Genomic DNA, 17,149 nt, shown 5'->3' with positions numbered 1-17,149 from the left:
AGGGAGGTACAAGGGCGCGTGAGGGCCGCATTGAAGGCGGGCGCGGAGCGCACGGCCTACGTGCTGGCCCGTCGCCTCGCCGGGCGACGCGAGGCCGAGCTGGTCACGGAGTTCTGCCACTGGCTGCCCGCCGCCGCGGTGGTCGCGGCGCTCGGCCTGCCCCACGAGGACACCGCCCGCGTCACCGACCGGTGCCGGACCGGCCCGGACCGCCCCGACGCCGTACTGGCCGCCTTCCTGCGCCCGCACGTCGTGCGCCGTCGCGCGCACCCGCGGGACGACCTCCTGTCGGTGCTGTGCGCCGCGCGGGCCGACGGGCGGCCGCTGCCCGAGGAGACGGTCACCGCCCTCGTGGCGGACCTGCTCACAGGCGCCGGCGAAGCCACCGACCGGGCCCTCGCCTCGCTCCTCGCCAACCTCCTGGACCACCCCGCCCAGCTCGCGCTGGTCCGGGCCGCGCCCGCACTGGCCGACGCCGCCTGGGCCGAGTCACGGCGCCACGCCCCGGCCGCGCACATCGTGCTGCGCCGGGCACGCGTACCCGTCGTGGTGGGAGGCGGCACGGTGCCGGCGGGCGCCACCGTGGCGTGCCTGGTCGGCTCGGCGGGCCGGGACGCCGGACGGTTCGCCGACCCCGACCGCTACGACCTCTTCCGCGCGGCGCCCGGCCGGGCGGGCTCCTGCGGGCCTGCACCCGGCCCGCAGGTCCTCGACACGGGCCAGTGGCACGGGCTCGGCGTCGACCTCGCCCGCGTCACCGCCGTGCACGGCCTGCGTGCCCTGCTGGACGCCCTGCCCGGACTCGCCTGGGCGCCGGGCTTCCGGCCCGTCCCCGAAGGGCTGCTCACCCGCTCTCCCGCCGCCCTCCACGTACGTCTGCGGTGAGAGCCTGTCTTTCTTTGAACTGTCCCCGCACCGGCCGCGCACGACCTAGGCGCGGACGAGCAACGCCACCGGCAGCTGCTGGAAAAGGTCCGCCACGCGCGCGTGGCCGCTGAACTGCCGCCCCGGCGCCAGCAGTTCGGTCCAGTCGCCCTCGGGGAGCGCGAGCTCCGTCTCCCGCCAGCCGCCCGCCTCGGCGAGCCGCAGGGACAGCCGGGTCACCGCCACGACCACCCGGCCCGAGCGCGCGAAGGCCACGCAGTGCCCCTCGGCCGTGCCCGCGGCGGCCAGCGGCGCATAGGTCGCCGCGCCACCGAACCACTCGGGGTGCTCCCTCCGGAGGCGCAGGGCCGCCCTGGTGAGCGCCGCCTTCTCCGCGGAGAGCGGGCCGCGCTCCTCGGTGTCGAAGCGCGCGGGCGCCCGGTTGTCGGGGTCCACCAGGGCGCGGAATGCGTGCTCGGTGCCCTGATAGAGGTCCGGTACGCCCGGCATCGTGAGATGGATCAGGGCCGCACCCAGGATGTTCGCCCGTACATGCGGCGCGAGAACTTCCATGAAGCGCAGTACCTCGTCCCCGGGCGGGCCGCACGGACCGGATGCCACGAAGTCCCGTACCGCGCTCTCATAGGCGGCGTCCTGCTCCGTCCACGTCGTGAACAGGCCCGCCTCGCGCGCGTGCTTGAGCAGCGCGCCCTGCAGCCGCTCCGGATCCGCGGGACCGAGCCCCGCCACCGTCTGCCAGGCCGCCCACGCCAGCTGCGGGTCGGGGGAGCTCGTGCCGCCGCCGTGCGCGGTCCGCTCCGTGACCCTGGCCAGCAGGGTCTCCCACCGGTCGGGGCACTGCGTGAGGACCGCGACCCCCGCCCGTACGTCGGCGCTGCGCTTCGTGTCGTGCGTCGACAGAACCGTCGACGTGTACGGCCAGTCCCGCTGGACCCGCGCGCAGTACGCGTGGAACGCCCCGGCCGGGATGGCCGGGCTGCGGGGGCAGCCGCCCACCTCCAGGGCCGACAGGAGCGGTGTGTGCCGGTAGAACGCCGTGTCCTCGACCGATTTGGCCCGCAGCGCCGACGCGGTCTGGGCGAACCGCGCCCGGAACGCCACGTGCAGGGGCCCGTCACCGTGCCGGCCGAGCGCCAGATCCCGTACGGCGTCGACGGCGCGGGCCTCCTCGGGCACGGTGAACGCGGCTTTCGCGTCGGCCGCGTCCGAGGCCGTCAGGACCGTCTCAGGATCGGCGCCGCCCGTCGTGTACGGCCGGTACACCGGTACGCGCACCAGCAGCTCGCGCAGGGCCGTGCGCAGCGCCCAGGGGGCGTGGTCGCGCAGCTCGGGCGCCAGGGCGCACAACGCGGCCGCCTCGCGCGTCAGCCGGTCCACCTCGGTGGCCAGCTCGTACGTGACGACGCGGTGGGCGGCGCGGCGGGCGGTCGCCGCCCACTGGCCGCCCCGGTCGGCCGCGACATTCGTGAACCGGCGGAACAGGCCGAGGAGTTCGTCCGCCCCGGCCGGGTCGGTGAACAGGCCGTCGATGTGCCGCAGCGCGTCGTACCCGGTGGTGCCGGCCACCGGCCAGGCGGCGGGCAGCTGTTCGTCGTCCTCCAGGATCTTCTCGACGACGGTCCACCGGCCGCCCGTCGCGTCGCTCAGCCGTTGCAGGTAGGCGCCGGGGTCGGCGAGCCCGTCGGGGTGGTCGACGCGCAGGCCGTCGACGACGCCCTCGCGCATCAGGCGCAGCACGGTCGCGTGGGTGGCGTCGAAGACCCCGGGATCCTCCATGCGCACCCCGATCAGGTCGGAGATGGTGAAGAAGCGCCGGTAGTTCAGCTCCGTCCGGGCCAGCCGCCACCAGGCCAGGCGGTACCACTGGGCGTCCAGGAGCTGGGGCAGCGGCAGCGTACGGGTGCCCTCGCGCAGGGGGAACTCGTGCTCGTAGTAGCGCAGTACCTCCCCTTCCACCTTCATGTGGGGAAGTTCGTCCCCGAGGTGTCCACCCAGGACGGGCAGCAGGACCCGGCCGTCCTGCGCCTGCCAGTCGATGTCGAACCAGCGCGCATACGGGGACGTCGGTCCGTCTCGCAGCACTTCGTACAGCGGACGGTTGTACCGGACGGCCGCGGCCATGTGGTTGGGCACGATGTCCACGACGAGACCCAGGCCGTGTTCGTGGGCCGTGCCGGCGAGCGCCCGCAGTCCGTCCTCGCCGCCGAGTTCGCCGCGCACGCGCGCGCAGTCCACCACGTCGTAGCCGTGCGTCGATCCGGGCACGGCCTCAAGGACCGGCGACAGATGCAGATGGGAGATGCCCAGAGAGGCCAGATACGGGACGGCGGCCACGGCCGCCGCGAAACCGAGATCGGGTTGCAGCTGGAGCCGGTAGGTGGCCGTCGGGTGCTGAGGCGTCATGCGCATCTACTTACCCCCACGGCCGCCGTTCGTGCGCTCACCGCCCGCGGGCGGCGCGCCGCGCGCCGCCCGCGCCCACCCCGTCGCGCGGCCCCTACAGGCCCCTCCAGGCGTCTACGCGGGCCGTCGCAGCACCGTCAGGCTCCGGGCGGCCAGCATCAGCCGGTCACCCGCCTGGACCTTCTCACCGTCGCTCGGAGGCAGTCCCGTCGGCAGCGCCGTGTCGACGACCGCCTGCCACTGCCGGCCGTGATCGACCGGCACCACGAACTCCAGCTCCTCGGGCGATGCGTTGAACAGCAGCAGGAACGAGTCGTCCAGGATGCGCTCGCCGCGCGCGCCCGGCTCCGAGATCGCGTTGCCGTTCAGGAACACCGACAGCGCGCTGGCCTGCGCCGCGCCCCAGTCCCGCTGCGTCATCTCCTCGCCCTCCGGGGTGAACCAGGCGATGTCCGACAGCTCGTCGTGCGTGCCCTCCACCGGCCGGCCGTGGAAGAAGCGGCGCCTGCGGAACACCGGATGCTCACGGCGCAGCCGCACCATCGCGCGCGTGAACTCCAGAAAGGGCTCGGGCGGGGCGTCCGCGTCGGCCCAGCGCAGCCACGCCACCTCGTTGTCCTGGCAGTACGCGTTGTTGTTGCCGCCCTGGGTGCGGGCGAACTCGTCGCCGTGGCTGAGCATCGGCACGCCCTGCGACAGCATCAGCGTGGCGACGAAATTACGCATCTGGCGGGCCCGCAGATCGAGCACCTCCGGATCGTCGGTGTCGCCCTCGGCGCCGCAGTTCCACGACCGGTTGTGGCTCTCGCCGTCCCGGTTGCCCTCCCCGTTGGCGTCGTTGTGCTTGTCGTTGTACGCGACCAGGTCGTGCAGGGTGAAGCCGTCGTGGCAGGTCACGAAGTTTATGGAGGCGAGCGGACGGCGGCCGTCGTCCTGGTAGAGATCCGAGGAGCCGGTGAGCCGGCCCGCGAACTCGGCGAGGGTGCGCGGCTCACCCCGCCACAGGTCCCGTACCGTGTCGCGGTACTTGCCGTTCCACTCGGTCCACAGGGGCGGGAAGTTCCCCACCTGGTAGCCGCCCTCGCCGACGTCCCACGGCTCCGCGATCAGCTTCACGCGCGAGACCACCGGGTCCTGCTGCACCAGGTCGAAGAACGACGACAGGCGGTCCACCTCGTGGAACTGGCGCGCCAGAGTGGCGGCCAGGTCGAAGCGGAACCCGTCGACGTGCATCTCCTCCACCCAGTAGCGCAGCGAATCCATGATCATTTGTAGGACGTGCGGGGACCGCATCAACAGCGAGTTCCCCGTCCCCGTGGTGTCCATGTAGTAGCGCGGATCCTCGGCCAGCCGGTAGTACGACGCGTTGTCCAGGCCTTTGTAGGAGAGCGTCGGGCCCAGATCGTTGCCCTCCGCCGTGTGGTTGTAGACGACGTCGAGGATGACCTCGATACCGGCCTGGTGCAGCGCCCGCACCGCCGACTTGAACTCCAGGACCTGCTCGCCCCGGTCGCCCCACGACGCGTACGTGTTGTGCGGGGCGAAGAAGCCGATCGTGTTGTAGCCCCAGTAGTTGTTCAGGCCCATGTCGACCAGACGGTGATCATTGACGAACTGGTGGACCGGCATCAACTCGAGAGCGGTCACGCCCAGTTCGGTGAGGTGCTCGATGACCGCCGGGTGCGCGAGCGCCGCGTACGTGCCGCGCAGCTCGTCCGGGAGCGCCGGATGGAGCATCGTCAGGCCCTTGACGTGAGCCTCGTAGAGCACCGTCTCGTGGTACTCGGTGCGCGGCAGGCGGTCGTCGGCCCAGTCGAAGTAGGGGTTCACGACGACCGACGCCATCATGTGCGGCGCCGAGTCGAGATCGTTGCGCTCGTCCGGCTTTCCGAACGGATAGCCGTACACCGCCTCGGTCCAGTCGATGCGCCCGCTGATGGCGCGCGCGTACGGGTCGAGGAGCAGCTTCGCCGAGTTGCAGCGGAGCCCGCGCGCGGGCTCGTAGGGGCCGTGCGCCCGGTAGCCGTACCGCTGCCCCGGCATGATGCCGGGGAGGTAGGCATGCCGGACGAACGCGTCGGACTCCCTCAGCTCCACCGCTGTCTCCGAGCCGTCGTCGTGCAAAAGGCACAACTCGACGCGGTCCGCGGCTTCCGAGAAGACCGCGAAGTTCGTACCGGCACCGTCGTACGTGGCGCCGAGTGGATACGCCTGTCCAGGCCACACCTGCATGCTGACGACTCTTCCACTTCCGGCCCGGTGCTCCGGGCGACACCAGTGAGTCTCTCCCCCGAAAGTGGCGGAACCACCTACGAGTTGGACCCCTCTTACAGGAAGACCACGTAATACCGGTATGCCCGAGCGTGGGACTGCCGGAGAAGCAGGGGGTAGATGTGCGCGAGCTAGCAAGACGCCATCTCGGAAAGCTGGTGGCCACGGTGGCGCTCGCCGTCACCGGTGCCGCCGTCGCGGTGGGCGCGAGCCTGCCGGACGACACGGGGGGAGCGGGCGACGCGGCCCGGGCGGGCGCGTCCCAGCAGGATGCGGTGGCCCCGGCGGGCAAGGTAGAGGCGGCCCCGGCCGAGGGCGAGAAGGGGGTCGGCAGGGACCCGCTCACCGACGCCGAGATCGACCGAGCCGGGCAACTGGCGGTGGCCAACAACAATCTGCGCAGGAACGCACGGGACGTGGAGGGCGACCGTGGCCCGCAGCACCTGTCCACGAACCTGACGGAGATCGACCCGGGCCTGACCGGCGCGGGCGCCGCACAGCGCCGCGCGGACGTCGTCTCCTACGACTACAAGAGCGACTCCGTCGTCACCAAGACCGTGAACCTCGACACCGGAAAGGTGGAGGACACCCGGACCGACCAGGGCGTGCAGCCGCCGCCCAGCCAGGCCGAACTCGCCGAGGCGGCGCAGCTGTTGATAGCCGACCGGCTCGGCGCCGACCTGAAGAGCGACTACAAGGACGCCACCGGCAAGCAGCTCACCGACGCCGGCCAACTGCAGGTCAGCGGCATGGTGTTCCGCAAGGAGACCGTCGTGAAGGTCCCCGTCGGCCTCACCGACTGCGGCAAGCACCGCTGCCTGCGCGTCGTGGCCAAGGTCAAGAGCGGGCCCTGGATCGACACCCGCGCCCTCGTCGTCGACCTGAGCGAGCGCACGGTCGGCCGCCTCTCCTGAGAGCCGCCGCGGCACCGAACCCTCCACATACTCCTCCTGCACAAGGGAGCCCTTCCGTATGCACGTCATCAGAGTCCGGCGCGCCCGCAAACGGCCCGCTGCCGCCCTCTCCGGCCTCGCGGTCACCGCGCTGCTCGGCACCGCCCTCGCCACCGCTCCTTCCGCCACGGCCGTGCCCGCGGCCCCACGCCAGGCGCCCGCGGCCGCCGCGCCGGCCTGCTCGGCCGCGTACCAGATCGAGCAGACCCTCGACGGCGGTACCACCTGGCGCATGTGCTGGCACTACAACACCCTCTCCGGCCTCGTCCTGGACGACGTGAGCTACCAGCCGAAGAGCGAGCCCAAGCCGATCCGTGTCCTCACAAGTGCCCGGCTCGCCCAGGTCCATGTCCCCTACGACGACGGGGAGGCCGAGTACGACGACGTCACCGGCACCGACTTCGGCCAGGCGCTGCAGAACCTCAAGCCGGCCGAGTGTCCCGGCGGCACCATCAAGACGGTCAAGGTCCCCGACATGGGCAATGTGAAGGGACTCTGCACCACCACGCGTGCGCGCGGGCACGCGTACCGGCTCAACGACGACGAGTCGACCGGCGGCAGCGGCAAGCTGTACAGCGCCCAGGGCAAGGACCTGCTGGTCTACACCGTCAACAAGGCGTCCTGGTACGAGTACATCACCGAGTGGCGCTTCTCCTCCGACGGCACCATCACCTCGAACGTCGGTGCCACCGGCAGCCTCTCCCCGTACGACTACAAGGGCACCGACGGCAAGGGCTGGCCCATCGGCAAGGGGGCGAGCGCCTACGCCGAGAGCCACAGCCACAACGTCTTCTGGCGGCTCAATTTCGGCCTCGACGGCTCGAACAAGAGCAAGGTCGAGCAGTACGACTCCAAGGTGACCGCGCCGCGCGGCAGCGGTGTGCCCACCACGAAGACCACCAGGACCCCGGTGACCAAGGAACTCGCCGGTGACGTCAAGGACATGCGCTGGTGGCGCGTGGTCTCCACCGCCGGCAAGAACAAGGACGGGCACCCCAGGTCCTACGAGTTCGTGCCCGGGCGCTCGGCCAGGTTCCCCGGGCGCTCGTTCACCAAGCACGACGTGTACTTCACCGAGTACAAGAAGTGCGAGCAGTACGCGAGCAACAACCCCGCGGCGAACTGCGGCGGCACAAGTGTGGACAAGTGGGTCGGAGGGCAGACGCTCAAGAACCCGATCACCTGGGTCAACATAGGGTTCCACCACATCGCCCGGGACGAGGACCAGCAGCCCATGCCGGTGCACTGGCAGGGCTTCTCGCTGGCCCCCAGGGACGTGACCGCTATGAGTCCGCTCACGCCCGCCGACCTCGCGGATCAGAACGGCGTTCCCAGAAACGGAAGTTGAGAAACTCTCCTCACCATCGGGCTGCACCGCCTGCCGCTCCCGGAGTACCCTTCCTTGATCGTTGCTGGGGGAGTGCTCGACAAGCTCGGGGGAGCGGAAGGCGGTGCGGAGCGGGTGAGCTCGGGAGGTCTTGAGCTGCCCCCTGGTGACGAGGGTCACGAGGGCCAGGAGGGTTCCGGGGCGGCCGCCACGGACATCCCGCCCGGAGCGGTGTCGCTGGCTCGGCCCATGGATGTGGGATCGCAGATCGGCCCCGAACTGGACTGGGGCGCCGACGCATGGCGTGAGGTCCGTACGCGCGCCCAACGAGCCGGGCGCGCGTACATCTGGCTGAATCTGGTCGAGCAGCGGCTGCGCGCCGTCGTCGCGGCCGTACTGCGGCCCGTCTACGAGCCCGTGCACGGCGACGACTGGGTCGTCGCCGCCGCCGGGCCCGCCGGGCAGGAGTGGGTGCAGCGGGCCGTCGCCGTGCGCGAGGTCAGCCGCCGCAAGGGCTATCTCCTCGATCCGGCCGACGACAACGTGCTGTCGTTCCTCACGCTCCCGCAGCTGCGCGAGCTGATGGTGCAGCACTGGCCCTGCTTCGAGCCGTACTTCGACGACCGGCGCGACGTCGAGCTCGCCCTGGACGAGCTGGAGGTCACCCGCAACGTGGTCTCCCGCAACCGCGCCCTGAACGAGACGGTCCTCGCCCAGGCCGAGCGCGCCTCCGCCCGCCTCCTGGAGATGCTCGGCGCGGGCTCCGACGTCCCCTCGGCCCGCCGGCTGCCCATCGACGCCGTCGAGGACCTGGTCGGCGACCGGTTCGCGGACGTCGTCGGAGTGCACTCGGACCGGGTGCGGCTGCTGCGCCAGTTCCCGGCCGAGGACATCTTCGGCGGCGCCCGGCGCCTCGACGCGATCGGGATAGGACTGAACCTCCTCGTCCAGAACTTCTCGGGCCGCCGCCTGATCCGCCTCGCGGAATCGGGCTGCCGCACCCGGCTCCTCTTCCTCAACCCGGCCTCCAGCTCGGTCAAACGGCGTGAGCGGGAACTCGGACTCAAACGGGGCGAGTTGAGCCGCGCCGTCGAGATGAACATCCTGCACATGCGGCGGGTCCGGGCCCGGCTGCGCGATCCCGGCGCGTTCGAGATCCAGGTCTTCGACGAGACGCCGCGCTTCACCGCGTACCTCGTCGACGGCGACGGTTCGGACGGCGTCGCGGTCGTCCAGTCCTACCTGCGCCGCACCCGCGGGATGGAGGCGCCGGTCCTCGTGCTGCGCGGCGGCGGCCGCGTGGTCAGGACCAATGCCTCGGCCGAGGCGGGCGAGAACGGCCTGTTCGTGACATACCGGGACGAGTTCGAGCAGGCGTGGGCGGACGGCCGCCCGGTCTCGTGAACGCCCTCACGGCCGCGGAAGACCGGCGCCGGACGGATTGTCAGTGGCGCGTGCGAAGGTGGTGGTCACTGGGGGAACGCACCACGAGAAGGGGGCTGCCATGGGCTGGCACCGGGAGCTGATGGTCGGCTTCGACCTGGAGACGACGGGGACGGATCCGCGCGAGGCGCGCATCGTCACGGGCGCCGTCATAGAGGTCAGGGACGGCACGGTCCTCGGCCACCGGCAGTGGCTCGCCGACCCGGGCGTACCGATCCCGGACGAGGCCGTCGCCGTGCACGGGATCAGTAACGAGAGAGCGAAGGCGGACGGCGAACCGGCCGACCGGGTGGCCGACGCCCTCGCCGAGGTGCTGGTCGGGTACTGGCGCACAGGCGTCCCGGTCGTCGCGTACAACGCGGCGTTCGATCTGACCCTGCTCTCCGCCGAACTGGCGAGGTACGGCCTCGCCTCCCTGCGCGACCGCCTGGGCGGCATGGACCCGGCCCCGGTCATCGACCCGTACACGATCGACCGCACCGCCGACCGCTACCGCCGGGGCAAGCGCAACCTCGAGGCGGTCTGCACCGAGTACGGCGTCCCGCTGGACGCCGCGCACGACGCCTCGGCGGACGCCCTGGCCGCGGCGCTCCTCGCTCGCGCGATAGGCGACCGCCACACGAAGATCGCGTCCCTCGGCCCGGCGGAACTGCACCGCCGGCAGGTGGAGTGGTACGCGGAGTGGGCGAAGGACTTCCAGAGCTTCTTGCGGAGAAAGGGCGACGAGGGGGCGGTGGTGGACCCGGCATGGCCGATACGCGAACTCACCCCACACAGCCCGTCCGGCGTTTGAGGACTGGGGGTCCGGGGCGAAGCCCCGCGCGCACGGCGCCGCACCTGGACTCCCCACACAGCCCGTCCGGCGTTTGAGGACTGGGGGTCCGGGGGCGAAGCCCCCGTGCGAACGCCGCCGCACCCAATCTCAGAACGGATACCACCGCACGGAAGTGTCCCCGTCCCGCAACGACGCAACCCGCCGCCCGAACTCCACCCGGGCCGCAGGATTACTGACCGCATGCTGCGCAACCCACGCACAGGACGCCGTCTCCCGGGCCCCCCGCAACACCCCGCACCCCGACCACTCCCGCACATCCCACCCATACGCGGCAACAAACCCCGCATAAGCCGCCGCAGGCAACCCGTACCGGTCCAGCGACAGCGCCATGACGACCAGATCGTGCTCCCGCAGATCCGAGGAGAACGTCTCCAGGTCGACAAGGACGGGCCCCTCGGGCCCGATGTGCACATTGCGGGGCAGCGCGTCACCGTGAACGGGCCCGGGGGCGAGCCGGGGCGTCAGCGCGGCGGCCGCCGCCGCGAACCCGTCGCGCCGCTCGCGCAGATACGCCGCGTCCGCCGGATCGATGGCATCACCCGCGAGCCGCAGCCACCGCTCGACGCCGCCCAGCAACTCGCGCCGGGGCAGCGTGAACCCGGTCGGCTCCGGCAGCGCGTGCACCAGTTTGAGCAGCTCCGCCAGATCGCGCGGCTCCGCGGGCCGCACCGACGCCGGGATGCGGTGCCACACCGTCACCGGATGCCCGTCGACGACCAGTGGGTCGGTCTTCGCCGCCCGGACGGCCGGTACGCCGTGCTCGGCGAGGTAGGCGGCGATGGCCAGCTCACGGCGGGCCCGGTCGAGCAGCTCGGGCGCCAGATCGGTACCGCGGCCCACCTTGACGACGAGGTCGCCGGCCGCGAACACCGCGTTCTCCCCGAGCGCGAGCAACTCGGCGCCGGCCGCCGGGCCGTCCACGACACCCGACCGGGCCAGCACGTCCCGTGCCCGTACCTCGTCCATCACTAGCCTCCCGCGTTCCAGCCCGTACCGGCCCAGTCTCCCACCCGTCCGAATGTCTTGACGTCGTAGGACCGGGTCAGGACCATGACGGGGGCCGCCGGGACGGCCGGAAGCCGCATCGAGTGTTTCGTCCGAACCGCCCGAAGGAGTCGCATCCGTGACCTCGGCGACCGCACCAGCACGGACGGAGCGGCGTCGGCCCGCGTCCGGACCGAACAGAGAGCACGGGGCCTGGTTCCTGGTGCTCCCCGCACTGCTGCCGATCCTGGTCCTGAGCGTCGGCCCGCTGCTGTACGGGATCGGGCTCGCCTTCACCGACTCCCAGTCGGGCCGCACCGCGGCGACCCAGTGGGTCGGCGCCCTCAATTTCCGGGACCTCCTCCACGACACCCTCTTCTGGGAGTCCTTCCGCATCGGTCTGCTCTGGGCGGTCGGCGTCACGGTGCCGCAGTTTTTGCTCGCCCTCGGCCTCGCGCTGCTGCTCGATCAGGACCTCCGCCTGCGCTGGCTGGCACGGACGCTGGCGATCGTGCCGTGGGCGATGCCGGAGGTCGTCGTCGGCATCATGTGGCGCCTCGTCTACCACCCGGACGCGGGCGTCCTCAACGAAACACTGCGCACCTTCGGCCTCGGCGACGGCCGCGACTGGCTCACCGGCCTGAGCACCGCGCTGCCCGCCGTCATCGTCGTCGGCGTCTGGGCGGGCATGCCGCAGACCACGGTCGCCCTGCTCGCCGGGCTTCAGCACACTCCGCGTGAGCTGCACGAGGCGGCCGCCATGGACGGGGCGGGCGCCTGGCGCCGGTTCCGCACGGTGACCTGGCCGGCGATCAGGCCCGTGGCCCTCGCCATCACCGCGCTCAACTTCATCTGGAACTTCAACTCCTTCGCCCTGGTCTACGTCCTGACCAACGGCGGGCCCGGCGGCCGCACCCGGCTCCCCATGCTGTTCGCGTACGAAGAAGCCTTCCGCTACGGCCAGTTCGGCTATGCGGCGGCGATGGGCTGCGTCATGGTCGCCGTCATCTCGATCCTTCTCGCCCTCTATCTCGTGGGCCGTCTGAAGGGAGGCGACGAGCAGTGATGAAGCCCTCCGGGCCCGCCCGCGCGGGCCAGTACCTCGCGCTCGCGGCCTATCTCGTCTTCCTCGTCTTCCCGTTCCTGTGGCTGATCTCCACCGCGTTCAAGCCGCCACGCGAACTCGCGAGCCTGCACCCCACCTGGATCCCGAAAGACCCCACCTTCGCCAACTTCCGGCAGGCCTTCGACGAACAGCCCCTGCTGCGCGCGGCGGGCAACTCCCTGCTCGTGGCCGTCTGCGCCGCCGTGATCGCGATCGTCATCGCGACCCCGATGGCGTACGTCATGGCGCGCCACCGCTCGTTCGTGTCGCGGGCGGCGACCGGCTGGGTCGTGGTCAGCCAGGCGTTCCCGTTCGTCCTGGTGATCATCCCGCTGTTCCTCATCCTCAGGAGCCTGCATCTGATCAACGCCCTGCCGGGCCTGATCATGGTCTACGTGGTGTGGGCGCTGCCCTTCGCGCTGTGGATGCTCGTCGGGTATGTACGTGCTCTGCCACGGGAGTTGGAGGAGGCCGCCGCGGTCGACGGCGCGGGCCGGCTGCGCACCCTCGTGTCCGTGACCGCGCCGCTGCTCGCTCCGGGCATCGTCGCGACGGGCCTGTTCGCGTTCATCAGTGCATGGAACGAGTTCTTCTTCGCTCTCGTCCTGATGAAAACGCCGGAGCGGCAGACGCTGCCGGTGATCCTGACCCACTTCCTCGGCGCCGAGGGCGTCGCCGATCTCGGGCCGCTGGCCGCCGCCGCGTTCCTGGCGACGCTGCCGTCATTGCTGATCTTCTCGGTCATACAGAAGCGGATCGCGGGCGGCATGCTGGCAGGGGCGGTGAAGTGATGCGCAGAGTAGGGAAGTTGACGCTCACCATCGGCGCCGCCCTGACGCTCCTGCTCGCCGGCTGCTCGTCGGGCCCGGAACCGGCCGACGGCCGCGTCACCCTGGAGTTCCAGTCGCTGGCCTGGCAGCAGGAGTCCGTCGACATCAACAAGCGGCTGGTGAAGGAGTGGAACGCGACGCACCCCGACGTCCAGGTCAAGTATGTACAGGGCAGCTGGGACAGCGTCCACGACCAGCTGCTCACCGCCTTCGAGGGCGGCGAGGCGCCCGACATCATCCATGACGCCTCCGACGACCTGGCCGACTTCGCGTACGGCGGCTACCTCGCCGATCTGCGCGACCACCTGCCGTCGCGGCTCAAGTCCGACATCCCGCAGCGCAGTTGGGAGACGGCGACGTTCGGGGACGGGATCTACGGAGTGCCGTTCCTCCAGGAGCCGCGGGTGCTCATCGCCAACGCCGATCGGCTGAAGGAGTCGGGCGTGCGCATCCCGACCCCGCGGCGGCCGTGGAGCTGGGACGAGTTCCGCCGGATCACCGAGCGGCTCAGCGGCAAGGACACGTACGGGGTCGCCTGGCCGCTGAAGGAACCCGTGTCGGTGACGCTGAACCTGTCCCTGTCCACGGGCGGCCGGATGTTCCACCGGGGCGCGGACGGCAAGGTGACGGTCCGGTTCGGAGCGGCGGACGCGGTCGTGCCGCGCACCGTGCACGACCAGGTGAACACCGACGGCAGCGCGTCCGGTACGACGCTGGGGATGGGCGGCTCCGACACGCTGCCCGGGTTCTTCGCGGGCAAGTACGCGATGGTGCCGCTCGGCTTCTCGTACCGGCAGCAGATCGTGCAGCAGGCGCCCGAGGGGTTCGACTGGCAGGTGCTGCCCGCGCCCGCGGGGGCCGACGGCCTCACCCAGGGCGTCAGCCCCCAGACCCTCTCGGTCTCCGAGGACAGCCCGCACAAGAAGGAGGCGGCCGAGTTCATCGACTTCCTGCTCCAGCCGCGCAACATGGTGCGGCTCGCGCTCGGCGACTGGATGCTGCCCACCGGTACGCGGGCGCTCGCGGACCCCGCACTGCACACCGCCAAGAACGACTGGGCGACCGGCACCGCCCTCGCCGCGCAGCTGCGTTCGGCGCCCGCCCAGTCGGTGCGCGGCTACCCCGAGTGGAAGGACAAGGTGGCGACCCCCGCGCTGCAGGAGTACTACAGCGGCGCGATCGGGCTCGGCGAACTCCGGCACCGTCTGGTCGACGACGGGAACCTCGTGCTCGCGCGGTACCAGAGGTAGCCGGCCCGAGCGAAACGGTTGCACGAGACGTCTCGTCTCGCTTAGAGTACGGGCATGACGAACCCGGAACACTCACACCCCCGGCGCGCCCACATCGCCATGTTCTCGATCGCCGCTCACGGGCACGTGAACCCGAGCCTGGAAATCATCCGGGAGCTCGTCGCCCGCGGGCACCGCGTCACCTACGCGATCCCGCATCTCTTCCAGGAGAAGATCGCCGAGACCGGCGCCGAGCCGGTCCTGTACCGCACCACGCTGCCGGGCCCCGACGACGACCCGGAGGCGTGGGGGACGACGCTCCTCGACAACGTCGAGCCGTTCCTGGACGATGCGATCCAGGCGCTGCCCCAGCTCATCGACGCCTATGAGGGCGAGGGCGGGGCGGGCGTGCCCGACCTCGTGCTGCACGACATCACCTCGTACCCGGCAGCCGTCCTCGCCCACCGCTGGGGCGTCCCCGCGATCTCCCTCTCACCGAACCTCGTGGCATGGGAGGGGTACGAGGAGGAGGTCGCCGAGCCGATGTGGGCCGAGCCGCGGCAGACCCCGCGCGGCAGGGCGTACTTCGGCAAGTTCACCGCCTGGCTCACGGAGCACGGGGTGCGCAAGACCGCCGACGAGTTCGGGAGTCGTCCCGACCGCTCGCTCGTGCTCATCCCCAAGGCGCTCCAGCCGAACGCCGACCGGGTCGACGAGAAGACGTACACCTTCGTCGGCGCCTGCCAGGGAGACCGGTCCGCGCAGGGCGACTGGGAGCGCCCGGCCGGCGCCGAGCGCGTGCTGCTCGTCTCGCTCGGCTCCTCGTTCACCAAGCAGCCCGGCTTCTACCGCGCGTGCGCCGAGGCGTTCCGTGCTCTGCCGGGCTGGCACGTCGTGCTCCAGGTCGGCAGGCACGTCACGGCCGACGACCTCGGCGAACTGCCCGGGAACGTCGAAGTGCGCCAGTGGGTACCGCAGCTGGCGGTCCTGAAGAAGGCCGACGCGTTCATCACGCACGCCGGTGCGGGCGGCAGTCAGGAAGGGCTGGCCACCGCGACGCCGATGGTCGCCGTCCCGCAGGCCGTCGACCAGTTCGGCAACGCCGACATGTTGCAGGCCCTCGGCGTCGCCCGGCACGTCCCGATGGAGGAGGCGACGGCCGGCAACCTGCGCGCCGCGGTCCTCGCCCTCGTCGACGACCCGGAGGTGGCCCGCCGCCTCGCCGCGATCCGGCGGGAGATGGCGGGCGAGGGCGGCACGAGGCAGGCGGCCGACCTCATCGAGGCCGAACTGCCCGCCGCGTAGCGCCGGGCCGGTCGCTCACCGGCCGCGGTTGCGGCAGGGGCGCCTCGTCATGGGGCAGGCCCGGCAGCCGGTGCAGCCGCACGGTGCGGGTCGCCACGGAGGGTGACTCGCGCCCCTTGCACGTATAGGGACGCCAGTGGTCGAACCGCCCATGAGGTGATCCGTCCGTTTTGTTATTACAGAACCTTGTTGAACAAGTCACAGGTGTATGAAGGTCTTGATCTGGTCGCGTCAATCGGTCAGGGTTTCGTCTCAACCCCCGGAGATCTTCCGGAGATTGCCGGGGGCCGCACGAAATAACGCGCCCCCACGCGCGTAGAACCTCATCCCCCCACACAGCACCACGAGGAGACCTCTCTTCATGGCAGTTCACAAGCGTGCGCGCACGATGAAGCTGACCGCGGCGATAGCCACGACGGCGACGGCGGTCGGCGTGACGGTCTTCACCGGCTCTTTCGCCGGTGCCGCGGCTCCCGCCCAGGGCACGGTCTACGGTCTCGGCGCCAAGGGCGCCGTGTCCGGCAGCTACATCGTGCTGCTGGACCAGAAGGCCGACACCGCCGCCAAGAAGGACCTGGCCAAGGAGTACGGCGGCACCTTCAAGCGGAACTACACCTCCGCCGTCAACGGCTTCTCGGTGAACGGTCTCTCGCAGACCGAGGCCAGGCAGCTCGCCGCCGACAACTCGGTCGGCAAGGTCGTACAGAACAAGAAGTTCCACATCGACACCGTCCAGGACAATCCGCCCTCCTGGGGCCTGGACCGGATCGACCAGGCGGACACCGCCGGCGACGGCAAGTACACCTACCCCGACGCCGCGGGCGAGGGCGCCACGGCGTACGTCATCGACACCGGCGTGCGCATCAGCCACAAGGACTTCGGCGGCCGCGCCTCCTCCGGCTTCGACGCCATCGACAACGACGACAACGCCGACGACGGCAACGGGCACGGCACGCACGTCGCCGGCACCATCGCCGGCAGCGCGCACGGCGTCGCCAAGAAGGCGAAGATCGTCGCCGTCCGCGTCCTCGACAACGAGGGCTCCGGCACCACCGAGCAGGTCGTCGCCGGCATCGACTGGGTCACCCAGAACCACAAGGGCCCCTCGGTCGCCAACATGTCGCTCGGCGGCGGCGTCGACGAAGCGCTGGACGCGGCGGTGCAGAAGTCGATCGCGTCGGGCGTCACCTACGCGGTCGCGGCGGGCAACGAGTCGGCGGACGCCTCCACGTCCAGCCCGGCCCGCGTCCCCGAGGCCATCACGGTCGCCTCCTCCACGAGGGACGACGAGCAGTCGTCCTTCTCCAACTACGGCTCCGCGGTGGACATCTACGCCCCCGGCTCGGACATCACCTCCGACTGGAACACCGACGACAACGCCACCGACACCATCTCCGGTACGTCGATGGCGACCCCGCACGTCGTCGGTGCCGCCGCCGTCTACCTCGCCGGGCACCCGGACGCGGCCCCGGCCGACGTCGCGAAGGCGCTCACCGGCGGAGCCACCTCCGACGCCATCTCGAACGCGTCCGCGGGCACCCCGAACAAGCTCCTGAAGATCGTCGAGTAGGGCGGACTC

Annotated in this window: 13 protein-coding genes; 10 read left to right on the top strand and 3 right to left on the bottom strand. The window is 71.2% G+C overall.

The genetic code is table 11. The features are described from left to right. The first annotated feature begins 18 nt into the window (after positions 1-18). Positions 19-885, top strand: a complete 867-nt coding sequence (locus ABD366_RS29060; RefSeq protein ID WP_324769789.1) for a cytochrome P450 family protein — start codon at positions 19-21, stop codon at positions 883-885. Positions 886-930: 45 nt separating this feature from the next. Here the strand turns inward: ABD366_RS29060 and treY are convergent, their stop codons facing one another. Together treY and glgX are read right to left on the bottom strand one after the other, a co-directional pair. Then, entirely contained in the window at positions 931-3,288 is a 2,358-nt protein-coding gene (treY, locus tag ABD366_RS29055; RefSeq protein WP_324769788.1) for a malto-oligosyltrehalose synthase, read from the bottom strand. 114 nt (positions 3,289-3,402) lie between these two features. Next, positions 3,403-5,520 carry a glycogen debranching protein GlgX gene (gene glgX, locus ABD366_RS29050; protein WP_324769787.1) on the bottom strand — a complete coding sequence of 706 codons (2,118 nt, stop codon included), beginning with the start codon at positions 5,518-5,520 and terminating at the stop codon, positions 3,403-3,405. Between the two features lie 161 nt (positions 5,521-5,681). Here glgX and ABD366_RS29045 point away from each other — a divergent pair, with 161 nt between their 5' ends. The 4 genes from ABD366_RS29045 (at position 5,682) to ABD366_RS29030 (ending at position 10,075) form a co-directional block, all read left to right on the top strand. After that, the gene (locus ABD366_RS29045; RefSeq protein ID WP_324769785.1) at positions 5,682-6,473 is read left to right on the top strand and encodes a Tat pathway signal sequence domain protein; all 792 of its coding nucleotides are present in this window, start codon (positions 5,682-5,684) and stop codon (positions 6,471-6,473) included. Between the two features lie 58 nt (positions 6,474-6,531). Then, positions 6,532-7,860, top strand: coding sequence for a copper amine oxidase (locus tag ABD366_RS29040; RefSeq protein WP_324769784.1), 1,329 nt, complete (start codon positions 6,532-6,534; stop codon positions 7,858-7,860). A 114-nt stretch (positions 7,861-7,974) separates the two neighbouring features. Beyond that, positions 7,975-9,243, top strand: coding sequence for an SAV2148 family HEPN domain-containing protein (locus ABD366_RS29035; protein ID WP_324769796.1), 1,269 nt, complete (start codon positions 7,975-7,977; stop codon positions 9,241-9,243). Between the two features lie 100 nt (positions 9,244-9,343). Next, complete coding sequence (locus ABD366_RS29030; protein ID WP_324769783.1) at positions 9,344-10,075, top strand: 3'-5' exonuclease; 732 nt, start codon at positions 9,344-9,346, stop codon at positions 10,073-10,075. A 129-nt stretch (positions 10,076-10,204) separates the two neighbouring features. Here the strand turns inward: ABD366_RS29030 and ABD366_RS29025 are convergent, their stop codons facing one another. Next, a complete protein-coding gene (locus tag ABD366_RS29025) occupies positions 10,205-11,083 on the bottom strand; it encodes an aminoglycoside phosphotransferase family protein (RefSeq protein WP_324769782.1) in 879 nt (292 codons plus the stop codon). Between the two features lie 157 nt (positions 11,084-11,240). On the opposite strand from ABD366_RS29025, the gene ABD366_RS29020 reads away from it, so the two are divergent. From ABD366_RS29020 to ABD366_RS29000, 5 genes are all read left to right on the top strand, one after another. After that, the gene (locus tag ABD366_RS29020) at positions 11,241-12,167 is read left to right on the top strand and encodes a carbohydrate ABC transporter permease (RefSeq protein WP_324769781.1); all 927 of its coding nucleotides are present in this window, start codon (positions 11,241-11,243) and stop codon (positions 12,165-12,167) included. After that, complete coding sequence (locus tag ABD366_RS29015) at positions 12,167-12,997, top strand: carbohydrate ABC transporter permease (protein ID WP_324769795.1); 831 nt, start codon at positions 12,167-12,169, stop codon at positions 12,995-12,997. Before ABD366_RS29020 ends, ABD366_RS29015 begins: the two co-directional genes overlap by 1 nt. Further along, positions 12,997-14,286: an ABC transporter substrate-binding protein gene (locus ABD366_RS29010; RefSeq protein ID WP_324769779.1), complete on the top strand. Its 1,290-nt coding sequence runs from the start codon at positions 12,997-12,999 to the stop codon at positions 14,284-14,286. The genes ABD366_RS29015 and ABD366_RS29010 overlap by 1 nt, the downstream gene beginning before the upstream one ends. Before the next feature lie 54 nt (positions 14,287-14,340). After that, entirely contained in the window at positions 14,341-15,570 is a 1,230-nt protein-coding gene (gene mgt, locus ABD366_RS29005) for a macrolide-inactivating glycosyltransferase (RefSeq protein WP_324769777.1), read from the top strand. A 361-nt stretch (positions 15,571-15,931) separates the two neighbouring features. Continuing rightward, positions 15,932-17,140, top strand: a complete 1,209-nt coding sequence (locus ABD366_RS29000) for a S8 family peptidase (RefSeq protein ID WP_324769776.1) — start codon at positions 15,932-15,934, stop codon at positions 17,138-17,140. Positions 17,141-17,149: the final 9 nt, after the last annotated feature.

Source organism: Streptomyces kunmingensis (genome assembly GCF_039533535.1).
GTDB lineage: Bacteria > Actinomycetota > Actinomycetes > Streptomycetales > Streptomycetaceae > Streptomyces > Streptomyces kunmingensis.
The sequence above is the reverse complement of the archived record's forward strand: the minus strand, read 5'-3'. Positions and strand labels throughout refer to the sequence as shown.